The 12,845-nt window shown below is 44.0% G+C and carries 6 protein-coding genes and 3 pseudogenes; 6 read left to right on the top strand and 3 right to left on the bottom strand.

The annotated features are described in order from the left end of the window. Both DVDV_RS22960 and DVDV_RS11325 read left to right on the top strand, forming a co-directional pair. A pseudogene (locus DVDV_RS22960) lies at positions 1–190 on the top strand (hypothetical protein); the annotation flags it as partial. Then, positions 191–697, top strand: coding sequence for a hypothetical protein (locus DVDV_RS11325; protein ID WP_075354774.1), 507 nt, complete (start codon positions 191–193; stop codon positions 695–697). A gap of 569 nt (positions 698–1,266) precedes the next feature. Here DVDV_RS11325 and DVDV_RS23375 read toward each other — a convergent pair. Continuing rightward, positions 1,267–1,569, bottom strand: a pseudogene (locus DVDV_RS23375) (flagellin); the annotation flags it as partial. Positions 1,570–2,742: 1,173 nt separating this feature from the next. Beyond that, positions 2,743–3,321 (bottom strand): annotated as a pseudogene (locus DVDV_RS23370) (flagellar hook associated protein); the annotation flags it as partial. 187 nt (positions 3,322–3,508) lie between these two features. Here DVDV_RS23370 and DVDV_RS11315 point away from each other — a divergent pair. Beyond that, positions 3,509–3,850: a helix-turn-helix domain-containing protein gene (locus tag DVDV_RS11315; protein ID WP_075354772.1), complete on the top strand. Its 342-nt coding sequence runs from the start codon at positions 3,509–3,511 to the stop codon at positions 3,848–3,850. A 509-nt stretch (positions 3,851–4,359) separates the two neighbouring features. Here the strand turns inward: DVDV_RS11315 and DVDV_RS22315 are convergent. Beyond that, positions 4,360–5,313: a hypothetical protein gene (locus tag DVDV_RS22315; protein ID WP_139311601.1), complete on the bottom strand. Its 954-nt coding sequence runs from the start codon at positions 5,311–5,313 to the stop codon at positions 4,360–4,362. Between the two features lie 187 nt (positions 5,314–5,500). On the opposite strand from DVDV_RS22315, the gene DVDV_RS11305 reads away from it, so the two are divergent. The 3 genes from DVDV_RS11305 (at position 5,501) to DVDV_RS11295 (ending at position 11,427) form a co-directional block, all read left to right on the top strand. Next, positions 5,501–7,183 carry a hypothetical protein gene (locus DVDV_RS11305; RefSeq protein ID WP_075354770.1) on the top strand — a complete coding sequence of 561 codons (1,683 nt, stop codon included), beginning with the start codon at positions 5,501–5,503 and terminating at the stop codon, positions 7,181–7,183. Positions 7,184–7,244: 61 nt separating this feature from the next. Then, on the top strand, positions 7,245–8,135 hold the full coding sequence (locus tag DVDV_RS11300) for a hypothetical protein (RefSeq protein ID WP_075354769.1): 891 nt from the start codon (positions 7,245–7,247) through the stop codon (positions 8,133–8,135). 472 nt (positions 8,136–8,607) lie between these two features. Continuing rightward, positions 8,608–11,427, top strand: coding sequence for a DUF927 domain-containing protein (locus tag DVDV_RS11295; RefSeq protein ID WP_083634755.1), 2,820 nt, complete (start codon positions 8,608–8,610; stop codon positions 11,425–11,427). Positions 11,428–12,845: the final 1,418 nt, after the last annotated feature.

Raw genomic sequence — 12,845 nt, 5'->3', positions numbered from 1 at the left:
GAAGGACGGGATACAGACAGGGACAATTATCAAAACGATGACGGGTGATGTCTTCGAAACTCTTGAAAGTTCCTTCAATTTTGAAACTGATCTGACTGGCCCTGTATGCAGCATCTTGAAGAAGGGAAGATACAACTACATTCTTATCAGCGGGGTTGGGAGAAAGATTCTGGCAAAGAGATTAAATTAAATGCGTAAATATACTTTGTTACTTTTGCTTATGTCCCTTACTTCAAATTGCTTTGGTCAGCCATCAAAAGAACCAAGGGATTTCCGAGGGATTGAATGGGACACCCATTACGCCGCTGTTCCTGGGATGTTTAAGTCTGGAGCCCGAAACGAGAAGATTGAAATTTTCAAGAAACAGAACGAAGACATGAAACTTGGCACATGTGATGTGAAAGATTTGTTCTACGAAGGCTTTAACGGCAGAATCTTTAAAGCATACATGCGTCTTCCAGAATGTCCCACAACACAAGTCTTCAACATGTTCAAACAAAAATACGGCGAGTGCACCAAGGTTGAGGATTCGCTAGACAACTTCATCTGCACCTGGGATTGGAAGCGAGTCAAACTCGAATACTCCATCGACATGGAAAATTCTTATACTGAGATTACATACACCTATAAGATTACCGAAAATGAATACAAACGGTATCTAAAAGAAAAAGAAGCAGGAAAGAAAGACCCTTATTAAGCGGCTATATTGCCTTTATCATTTCCATTTTGTCTTATCGAACACTCCACGTCTGGAAAGTTCTTGCTCTTTGTATTGGTCAAAGCTGAAGAATCCAGGGACAGAACGTTTCTTATGACCTTTCTTCTTCCCAAGAAACAGCCCGAGTACGACGATTATGCCCATGACCAGGGCTGATCCTATAAACCATTCCATGCTGTCGATTTACCAGAACGGGGCATTGCCTGCCATGTGAAAAATTCTGCGTGAAAACAGACTGTTACGTTAAATCAGGCCTCATTCACCCCACTCCCCTCCTAATCCTATTTCCGATCCTTCGCAGTGGAAATGTAAAAGTCCAGTAAACTGGAATTTTCCATAAGTACTGAACCCACCAAATTTACAGAAAAAAGTTTCAAATGGGGTCAAATAGGCGTCGTCGTTGATGCTCAGGAGTGATTGAACTCGGTTCTTCGATTTGAAACGCACGAATTCCATACGAAAATACGAGGAAATAGCTGCGTGACATTTCGAACCCAGGCATCTTCAAAAACGAATTTTCCTTCGTATTTCAAAAGCACCAATAGCTACTACCCGCCGCTAATCAATTGAATCGCCATCTTTGGGATCGAATTGGCTTGTGCCAACATCGCCGTAGCTGCTTGACTTAATATCTGTTCTTTTACGAAGTTAGTCATTTCATCCGCTACATCTACGTCAGATATCTGCGATTCGGCATCTTGTAAATTTTCTGCTTGAATCTGAAGATTGGAAATTGTATTTTCTAGCCTATTTTGAGTAGCACCAAGATTCGCTCTGTTTGCATTTACCCGAACGGCAGCATCTTTTATATTGTCCAAATAATTCTGCGCAGATTCTTGCGTATTGATATTAAAAGTAGGTGAATATCTTTGCCCAAACACCCCCCAATCACTACTATCTTGGTCCATGGAGTGCCAAACTGCCACAACACCGCCATCCGTCAATCCAGCGATAGATGGCCGTCCCTGGTCATTATTCGATTCTGTACTAATTTTTACTTCTTCATCTAGCGCATTTCCGTTACTGTCAAACTGTTGCCCATAAATTCCATAACCACTACCATCTTGGTTTTGCGACGACCAGGACAACATAAATCCTCCACCAGCTAGGCTAGTGGCCGATGGTTCTTGCTGATTTAGAGTTGTATAAGAATTAGCCATCCTATTCGAACCCAATTTATTCCCAGTTGAATCGAACACTTGGTAGAAAATATCGTTTGTTCCTGATTGGTCTGAAGAATAGGCTACAACAAAATTACCATTTTTCAATGTTGTAATTTTTGGATCAATCTGACTTCCTGTCTGGACATCATTCACAATCGCTTCCGCCGTTACTGGATTTCCATCTGCACCAAATATTCGCAAATAGATGTCATTGGAACCATTTTGATCTGACCGCCATGTTATTGCGTATCCTCCGTCCTGTAGACTTGAGACACTGGGTGTATGCTGTGTTCCAGGAACTGAACTGACTAACGTTTCAGCACCGACAGCTGCACCAGTTTTGTCATATTGCTGCTTATATATATTCGCATCGCCGGTATGATTTGACATCCAAGTGGCAACATAGCCGCCATCCGGCAACCCAGTGACGCTTGGACTATTTTGAGCATTTGATGTTGATGTATTGACAAGAAATTCATTACCCAAGGGTTCACCGGATGCATTATAACGCTGAGCAAAAACACCCCAGCTACCACTATCTGGCGGTTGCGAATCAGAATTCCAAGAAACTAAAAACCCACCATCAGCAAGGCTTGTCGCTGTTGGAAGGGATTGAATCCATGTTGTATAGCTGTTTACTTGGATATCCCCAGTCTGAGCCTTACCAGCTTTATCATAGACCTTCGCAAATATCCCAAAATCATCCCCATCCTGACCAACTGATTGCCATGTTGCCACATAACCACCATTTGCAAGACCTGTAACCGCAGGATTTGCCTGGACACTTGTCGTATACGTATTGACTTGGAATTCGTCGCCGTTTTCAGTTACTCCATTTGGCTCAAGGATAGCACCTACTTGTGAATTACTTACTCCAACATAATAATAATCTTCCGCAGAAGTGTTACCGGTTCCAAAATGAACCTTAGCTGGACCAGTAGAATCTAAAGAAGTTCCACTATGAGCAGCTTGCGTGGATGGATTTGACCACCCCCATGCCCCAGTAGCATTTGCCAATGAATTATCAAGAAGCTTTATCCCATTGAAATCAGTGGCAACAGCAATCCTCTGGATTTCACTGGCCATAGCTTGGAATTCAGAAGATATGATCATTCGCTGGTCAGAAGTGTATGTTCCTGTTGCAGCTTGCTCGGCTAATTCTTTCATCCGTATAAGCTTTTCATCAATAACTTCAAGTGCCCCATCTGCCGTCTGGATCATCGAGATCGCGTCATTGGCATTTCTTACCCCTTGGTTCAGGGTGCTCACATCCGACCGCATGAGTTCACGAACGGCCAAACCAGCTGCATCATCAGCAGCGGTGCCGATCCTTAGGCCAGATGACAGCCGCCGTGTCGATACTCCGAGTTCCTGGTAGTGATTACCCAGGTTCCGGGACACGTTCATGGCCATCAGGTTGTGATTTATGCCAAAATTCATGCGTGAATCACTTAACTTTTTAAAATAACAGTTTTTATCTGGAACATCTCGAAACCAGCCGGGCCAGCCAAGCCACTGGCACAACCGGAAATCTTTACCGACGTATAGTTATTTATTCAAAATCTATACCCTGACTGCTTTTGCTAAGGACTACCTCCCCGTAAAGGAAATACGGTGAGGTAACTCCATGGAAAATTTGGAAAAAGCTCTTGGTGACCGGGTAAAGACCCTAAGAAAACTGCGCGGTTGGACCCAGGAAAATTTGGCCGAGCAGGCCAAAGTTTCCGTCCAGCATGTGGGCGAGATTGAACGAGGTGATGGGAACCCGACTCTTCAGAGTCTGGAGCGGCTTTCCAAGGGATTAGGCGTGACCGTTTCGCAGCTTCTGGCCGTGGAGGAACCGGAGCAGGAAAGGGAACTGCTCCAGGGGCAGGTCATTGACGTGGTGCGGGAAATGCCAACGGCAGAACTGAAGTTGTTACAGAATGTAATTAACCTAGCGAAAAGATTATCTTTACGAGTCAAATAGGCTTGAGGGGAAACGCACGAATTCCATACGGTTTCCAGATGAAATAGCTGCGTGCCGTTTAGAACCCAGATTATGCATCCGCCCCCTTGGACTTCTCCAAAAACGAATTTCCTTTCGTTTTTCAAAAGCGAAATTCGGACCGAATCAACCCAACCAGACGGAAAGATTATCTTTACGAGTCAAATTGGCTCGCCGGGGAACCGCCCTAATTTCATACTATTTCAAGATGAAAAGCTGCGTGACATTTCAAACCAAAGTGGTGATGAGGTGGCACAGAAGAGCTAGGAAATGGCCGCTGGTGGCAAACTTAAAAGTCTACCCCCGCATTCTGGAGCATCAGCTAGTCAAAATATGGGTCTAAGTGGTAAATCTCGAGAAAAGCAGTAATCACGTTGCAACGCACTCGCACCCCACCTCCAAAAACGCGTTTTCCCGCGTATTCAAAACAGTTCCTAACGCCAACAAGTTGCCTGACAAATCACTAACTCAAATTCACAAAACAAAGAAATTCATTCCTTTCGATATTCCTTAAATTTCCTTGTTCCTTTTTGCGGGTCGTTTGCCCTCTTTTTTACAAGAGCACGCTGAAAAATTAATTTCATGACAGTTCCAGCATTAGCCACTTTCCCACGTGACTTTATTTGAAGTTCTTTTTTGTATTCTTCCATTTCAGCAGCATTAAAATCCTTGTTCGGATACTTCCGAAGCAATTCTTTTATAATTGGCACCAGAATCGGCTCATTAATCTCACCCACGACATCCCTAGCTATTTTGCCATGCAGCCTGGGATCATCATTTTCCCATAAATCGTAAATTATATTCACTGCCTCCTGGTTTAACTCGTTGGTTGTTTTCCATCGCTTATTTGGCCCCCTTGCAGAAATTTCGCTATTAATTAATTTTTTAATTTCATTTGTCTGGTAGAAGTGCACAAAAATATAAATATCAGTGAAGGTCAAATATATCAAATCGTACAGCATATTCATAAAGCTTGGAAGTTCGCAGGAAGACTGGCCAGCCTTAATCATGTGTATTGCACTTAAGATGTGTAGATATCTACTTAGGCCTTCTTTGGCATATTCTAACTCTTCATTCTTTATCTTCTTTCTATATTGGCCACTAACTAAGTCATAAAGACACCTTGATGCTTCATCTTTAAAAGCTCGGTAAGTTTCAACAGGCTCATTTCTTAAATCAAATTTTTTCCCAACAACATGTTTTACCGCCAACGCATGGATCTTCTGATAAGGCCCTGTTTGGATAAGACCAATCAGGTGGTCATAATAAAAATCGATACAGGATCGAACCAGACACAATGCATCCGTATAGCTTAACGGATCTCCTTTTGCCTCTTTATACCACCTCAGAAACCCTAAAATTTTATTCCGGCTAAAATTATGTTTACGAAATTCAGCCTCTTTATCACTCAAAATAGTTGCCTTATCAGTAGCTTTCTTTGCCATACGATTACCCTCCACTTCCTTCGCTGGCCAGCGGCCACACCCCATACTCGGCGCTCTTACCGCAGACCAAAGAGATGTCAAGTACCCCCTATAGGCTATCGCTCCATGTCATAGTCTACACGCTAAGTAGACTGAATTATTCACCATCTGCTACACCCCACCCATCAAACTTAAGGAGGGTCACCAGATGAGTGACATCCCGGCGTCGGATAATCCCCGACAAAAGGACCAAGCGAGAAGCATCCACCGCCACGGCGCGGTCCAGATCACTCCTGCTTGGCCGGAAGAGGAACCCGATCCGCAGTTCGACCCCGGCACTGCCCGTCCGGTCGAAATGTCGGAAAAGGACAACGACAAAGGCAACCCCACCAATGGCATCACGGAAGAAACGGTGGCTACCCCGGCAGCTGACCGGGACACCACCCCAGTAGATGACGCCGCCGTGCCCGAGGATTCAATTCCGCTGACAACATATGATTATGCCGAGGGGCACCAGGAAGAACCCCAAGTGGGCGCGCCGACCGCCCAGGATGAGGACCAGGAAGGCAGCACCACGGCTATGCCGAATGTTGATCCGGCGGCTGACCTGGGCACCACCCCGGTAATTGACGTCACCGTGTCCGAGGATTCGACTCCGCTGACCACGCATGATGCCGAGGGGTACCGGGAAGAACCACAAGTCTCCGCGCCGGCCGCCCAGGATGAAGCCCAGGAGAACATCCACACGGAACCGGCCATTAATAACGATGCAGGGGTGAACACGACGGCGGAGGAGACCATTTCTGATGCCGAGGCCACTCCCGCTCCAGACGGAGACAATCCGCACGATACCGCCGAACCTGACTCGATAAATGGGACGGTGGCAGAGTCCGAAGTGGTCAAGGAAGCTGTCGACCAAATACTTCCGACCAAAACAGCACTGGAACGCGGCAAGGAATGGTTATCGTTATTTCAAGTGCTGACGGAGGACGGACCGGCGGAGATTAAGGATCGTGCGCTGGTTCAGTTCACCTCACAACTCGACGAGTTCAAGAATGCGATGCTCGGGAAGACCCTGGAACAACGAGCAAAGATCGTTTCTGCAACTCTTGGCATAATCAACCCAGTGATGATGAAAGCCGACGCTCTCCGGTGTATTTGCGCGATCATGATCGGTGAACTGGCCAACACCGTAAAAAAGGATGTTCCTCACGGTGATTGGACAGATATTTCTCGCAAATATTTTCCCCAAATCGAACCGCGTGACCTTCAACAGTGTATGAGGCTGGCAAATGTTAGAGAAATAGCGCGCTACTGCTACCTTGGCAAAACCAAGCTGATCGCGTTAGCAGCCATCGCGTCAAAAGGCCCGTTTAGTAGCGCCGACGATCCCATCGGAATGGTGCTTATCAACGTCCAGGGGCATCCGCAGATCCTTCCAGAAGAGTACGAACGGCTTTCACTCGCCGCAATTTCGAATAGCAATCTGAAAAAGCTGGGGCTGTTTATCGACCAGCACGTCCTCCGGGATATTTACGAATACGGTGAAGAAATCACCGACAAGGACATCGCGGAAATGCTTGCCTGGAAGGAGCGGCACGAGAACGGTGAAAGCGAACTGACGCCGACCGATTTTCTCAGCGCCACCCTCAAAAACGACGGAAAACGCGTTTTTGAACTCACCGATCCCAACGAGAAAAAGGGCAATGGAAAGGGCAAGCCCAAGACTCCGACCATCCCGGAAATCAACTCCACCTTCGAAAAAACCCGCGAAACGGTCCAGCTGGCACTCGAGAAACTCGACCCCTCAAAGCTGAAGGTGGATCGGGAACTCTACCACACGCTGATGACCACGCTGAAGACGTTCGGCGAAACCGTCTTCCCGTCTTAACCAATCATTCATCCACGGCTCCCCCTGGCACATCACCGGGGGGGCCGTCCTAGGAGGACACATGGACATATACCTGTCATCACCCGTTGAAGCCGCCCTAGATGAAGTGCTGGAACGGGCACCGGGCACAAAACTCAACGTTTTGCTTACAATAGCCGACATGCCTTCAGACCTTGATGCATACTTCACTCGTTACGGCAGCATCATAAACCAAGTAGCACTTGACTGCGGGAAGTTCAGCGATAATAATTCAAAACTGAACATAACAACGCAGCAACTATCCGCAAAACATGCTATCCACTTAAAGTACAATCGGGAGCGATATAAATTAGCATTCAGCTTTGACGAGAGTTTTGAACCTGATGGGTTCGAAATCAATCACGCCCATCTAGCGAGGCTCGAAAACCTTGGAATTGAAAATATCACGCCTGTTGTGCACAACTTAAGAAATTTCGAAGTCAACGCTTTTATTCGAAAAGGGCACACTTCTGTTGCCATCGGAAAACAGGAAGGTAAAACTAACCCCAAATTGCTTTTCCCAAGAGTTTTCCAAGCAATTGCCTATAGACTCTATGTGCATCTATTCGGCATTACGGAGTTTAATATATTAGTTGGCTGCCCTGCAACATCGTGTGATTCAAAATCATGGTTAGATGACGGCAATACCGGCGTTGTTCGTTACTGGAACCCTGCAAAACAAGGAGAGAACAAAACCGATGTTCTCTATATCCCTAACGAACAAGGCAAGATGAAGTCGGGAATGCAACTCTTATGGGAATACGAATATCTTGATGAATTCAAACGGTTTGTCGGAAATTACGGTTTGACTGTATATCAACTGGCTGGATTAAAAGGAGGTCTTTACCGTCAGTTCCTCGGGATGATGTATTACCGGACCTTGGAAGACGTGGTAACGGAACTGCATCGGAAGAATCCACTCTTCACCGTATAAAATCAGCAGGTTATGCGATAGGCACCGGGGTGGTCGGAAAACGGCCACCCCTGAGTAAAAATTAGCAAATAAAATCAGTAAGTTAGCAAAAACGAATTTTCTTTCGTTTTTGGACAGACTAAAAGCATGGAAATTCTAAAAAATTGCTTGCCGACGGGCTACCGGCAGCAAAAAACATGAAGAACGAGAATATGTCCTAGGATAGCGAAGGGATTTAAGCAGGATGGCACGAGCGCCCCGCTTTCTACCCGGCGGCATTGTCACTATCAGTTATGGTGTAGGTCAGGATGGTTACTAAGCTACGCCGTGGCAACGCCAAGCAGGTTTTACCACGAGTCACATGAACATTTCTGGGATAACTAGCCCAGGAGATTGACCAATCAGCCGAATTATCGGAAGAAAAGACCTGGATACCCCTGTCCCTGAGCAATAATAGTTCCAGGAATCTCCCAACCCTGAGAGAAGAAATATCATGGCACACGATTCTAATGATCTGATTTCACTTTACCGTTCTTTATTTAGAGGGCGTGAAGATGTTTTTGCCGAATATTTTGAGTACATAAAAAGCTCAGGAGAAGTAGACCGAGGCTACAGACCAGTTTTAATTCAGAACTCAAAAGAATATCAGCCGTTAACCGATGAACTGTTGCAAAAACATTTCCGAGGCGAAACCATACTTGGGCTTTACCCTCTTTTAGAAAATAGCTGTTGTTATTTTATCGCTGCTGATTTTGACAACCATACGGGGAATGAATCCCCGTACGACGACATGCTTCTTTATGTTAATGGTCTTAAAGAACTTGGAATAGAAGCCTACGTATTAAAGTCGAGGTCTGGCGACGGATATCACGTCTACTTCTTTTTTAAAGAGCAAGTCCATGCTAAAAAAGGTAGAGATATTGCAAATCATGTGTTGAAACAAGCTGGTCTTCTCATAGGAACATCCCACCAAAGATCTTTTGACAAGTTATTCCCGGCACAAAACGATATAACCGGACTGAAGATCGGCAATTTAATCGCTCTCCCCTATCAAAAAGAGGCTGCTGAAAAACGATCTACTCGTTTCTTGTCTCCTGAAAAGGCATATAAAGACATTTTTGACACGACCGAAGAAGAATTACAATTCATGGCCAGCATCATAAAATATGACGACAGCTACTTGACCGGCATTCTAGAGAAGATACAGCCTGCCACCGAACCCTCGAAATTTGTATTACCAGAAATCATCCCAAGTGGCTCCCGACATAATACAATGATAAGTTACTGCGCTTCTCTTCATGCTAAAAATTATAGCGATGAAGAGATTTTTGCCAAGATAAACGAAGCCAATAGCACTAGATTCAATCCTCCAATTGATGAAAAAGAACTTCTGGGAATTTACGAGCATATTATCAAAAAGCCAAAGGGTTCAAGCTCTCTCACCCCTTTAGCAAATTTTTCAAAGAAGTCGCCGAAAAATTTCTTTACGGATAGCAACTATGTAAAAATCAAGTCTATGCTACCAGATGCTCCTGTTTCTGAATTAGCTGAACTTCCTTCTAATTTTTATTTAACGACAAAAGGCATCTTCATGTCTATGACACCGGATGGAGCAAGGGAGTTAATCTTTGATTGTCCAGTAGTCATAAAAAGCAGGGCTAAAGTTTGTGATTCTAAGTTCGAACGCATCCTACTCGCATGGTTCATCGATGGCGAATGGAAAGAACATCTCTTTGACCGTGTAAGTTTATTTGAATCTTTAAAAGTAGTTGAAATAACAAATTTAGGAATTCCGATAAATTCATTAAACAAAAAGCAATTCATATTTTATCTTTCCATTTACGAGTCGGCAAACAGAGAGAATATTCCCATTTCTTACACTACCAACAAGCTGGGTTGGCACGAAGAAAATACTTACTTTGTTTGGGGTCGGTACTTAATCACGAAAGACGGGATCTTAAACAGTCAGCAACTACAAGGTTTAGGAATAAAACAAATCACTTATAAAGGAGAAGGCGAGGGCGACGACCAATTCCTAGACGGATTGGATTCTAAGGGAACTGTTGACGAATGGTATAAGATGGCGATCGAAGTCAAAGATTTCCCCATTGCTTATAGTATTTTAATGGCTTCTTTTGCTGCCCCTCTATTAAAAATTCTTGGAATGCCGAATCTGATAGTTGAAACCGCTGGCGAAACTTCGAAAGGCAAATCAACGTGTCAACGATTAGCAGTTTCCGTATGGGGATGCCCCAATGAAAAAGAAATTTGTTCTATTTATTTTACTTGGGACTCCACTCCTGTTTGGTTAGAACGGCGAGCTAGTACATTCAATGACATTCCAGTTGTCCTTGACGATACAAAACGCTTATTCTCTAAGTATACTCGAGATGAAGCAAACAAAATCATTTCTAATATAATCTACAGCTTTGCTTCTGGGAAAGGACGAGGACGTGGAGGAAAAATCGGAACTGTTGAAACCACAACCTATCAAAGCGTGTTGATCAGTTCTGGGGAGCAACAATCGATAGATGCAGCAAAAGGACATGGAGGAGCTTCAGCAAGAGTAATATCTTTCTGGGGCAGCCCCTTAGGGGATGAACCCAAGGAACAACTAGTTCGAAATATTAATGAGACGGCTTGCAACAATTATGGATTTGCCGGACCATTGTTCGTATATCATATTTTAACGAAGCAAAATTTCTGGGACGAATGGAAAGTGGCGTACAATAAAATCAATCTAGAGTACTCACTGTCTGAAAAAGGAAGTGGTGTAATCGATAGAATCAGCGAATACTTTGCTGCCTTAGAATCAACTGCATGGTTAGTTTCATCTTGTTTTGCAGGACTAGAACCAACGGCAGGAATAACCGCAACATTTAGGAAATTATTCGCTGAATACATTGGCGAAGTTAAGGAGCATACTGACATCCATTTAAAAGCATTGAAAGAAATAATATCTTGGATCGGTAGTAACCAGCAAAAATTCTATGGAAAGCACAGGACAGATGGAGGGTCAAACGCCATTGAACCGTCAGGAGGCTGGCTTGGCCGTTGGCAAACAACAGATGATTACATTGCGATTGTAAGTCACCAACTTAACGAAAGACTGACAAAATTGAACTATGATGCCGAACCAACCATTAAAAGTTGGAAGTCAAAAGGTATTTTAATACCCAGCGCGAGACAAAACACTAAGACAGTTCATGTTGGTAAGGCCAGAACGGCGTGCTATTGCTTGTCAGTACTTGTCATCAAAGACCTAATAGGTATTGACTTGTCCATTGAAAGTGACAGTGGCGTGTCCAACTAACAGGTCAACACGCACAACTCGTTGTACTTGGTTGTCACTTATTGGTATTTTTGGAACCTCATTACCCTGAAAAACAAAAAAACTTTAATGATTTCAATAGGTAATGAGGTAATGAGCATTTGGGACCGGGTAACACGAAATTTTTGCACCCCCTCCCATTTTTCCCAATCCACCGATTTTTTATAAAAAAAGTATTTTTTATATTTTCTATCATTACCCTCATTACCTCATTACCTTTTTCAAAACTATTTGATTTTCTTTGATTTTTCGGTAATGAGTTCTAAATTCGATCTCATTACCCATCATTACCTTTTCACCACTGGGACTCATTCTGCCGCATCAGGACTGAAACAAGCATGATATTCAATGTATATCTGTAGTTTCGTTTAAATCAAACGGAACCTAAGTGAATTAAACGGCGATTTGCTACAGATATTAATATCCAGCAAATTGTTTAGAATTCTACTTTGCGGTTTACAAACGCCATGGGTGCTTTGTATATTCCAAATCCTGTCCTAGCAAATGCCAGGAGATGTCTTCTCTTGAAAAGACATCAAGTCGAAAAATAAACATTACTTAAGACAAACCAGATCGGTCGTACTCTCCTCGAACCAGATCTACCTAAGAATGACTTACCCGTTATGGAGCAATCCAGACGGGGGAGAAGTTGAGACGAAAACCAGCCCGTATGTATTAAATAATACAGAAGTCAAGGTGGCCCATATGTCGGATGAAGTTCATGGCAAACTGAAATTCGTTGATTTTTAATAATCTTCTAAAAGCGTGATAGCTCAAGTGAAATCACGTTTGGACATATGAATGCGATTAGACATGGGATGGCTTTAAAGGATTGCAATAGACCAAAGGAAGCCCTTGTGAAAAGATTTTCACGGAGATGAAAAGCTTGATTTTCATAAGGGTGGCTGAAGTTTGTAAGAAACTATCGAACGGTATTCGATGTAGCACGAGATGTCACTTAAACAAAACAACAAAACCACTGCTTTGGGTATAAACCCGAAGCCGCTGTTCTTCAGTAGCACAGCGTAATTCAAAGCTACTTCAAAACATTAGACACTTATGATACATCGAATACCAATTGACGTAGCCGTATGCGGGAAAACCGCTTGTACGGTTGCAACAGAGTGCTAGGACCGGTGACGCTCCTTTCGACTCTTAGGAGTTCTGCTTCCATCTGAAGAAATTTAGATGGTCGCATGATTCCGTAAGCTGCAAAGTAGATTCTTTACAAAGGCTTTCATTCGTGAGGGCCTTTTTCTTTTTTCTAACGGTTGGTTTTTTCGCATCTCCTGGTCCACCCGGCGTCAATTACCTCGCTGGGGCTGGTTGAACTTGTCCTGGCCCCGGGAACACCCCTTGTAAAATCCCGTCTCCTGGGTTTTCGGGGCTTGTCCTATGGC

It is taken from the genome of Desulfovibrio sp. DV (genome assembly GCF_001936595.1).
Lineage (GTDB): Bacteria > Desulfobacterota > Desulfovibrionia > Desulfovibrionales > Desulfovibrionaceae > Solidesulfovibrio.
The sequence above is the reverse complement of the archived record's forward strand: the minus strand, read 5'-3'. Positions and strand labels throughout refer to the sequence as shown.

Excerpts from the sequence above, each read along its gene's own strand:
- DVDV_RS11325 (WP_075354774.1), top strand. The coding sequence starts at position 191 with ATGCGTAAATATACTTTGTTACTTTTGCTTATGTCCCTTACTTCAAAT.
- DVDV_RS11305 (WP_075354770.1), top strand. The coding sequence starts at position 5,501 with ATGAGTGACATCCCGGCGTCGGATAATCCCCGACAAAAGGACCAAGCG.
- DVDV_RS11295 (WP_083634755.1), top strand. The coding sequence starts at position 8,608 with ATGGCACACGATTCTAATGATCTGATTTCACTTTACCGTTCTTTATTT.
- DVDV_RS22315 (WP_139311601.1), bottom strand. The coding sequence starts at position 5,313 with ATGGCAAAGAAAGCTACTGATAAGGCAACTATTTTGAGTGATAAAGAG.
- DVDV_RS11315 (WP_075354772.1), top strand. The coding sequence starts at position 3,509 with ATGGAAAATTTGGAAAAAGCTCTTGGTGACCGGGTAAAGACCCTAAGA.
- DVDV_RS11300 (WP_075354769.1), top strand. The coding sequence starts at position 7,245 with ATGGACATATACCTGTCATCACCCGTTGAAGCCGCCCTAGATGAAGTG.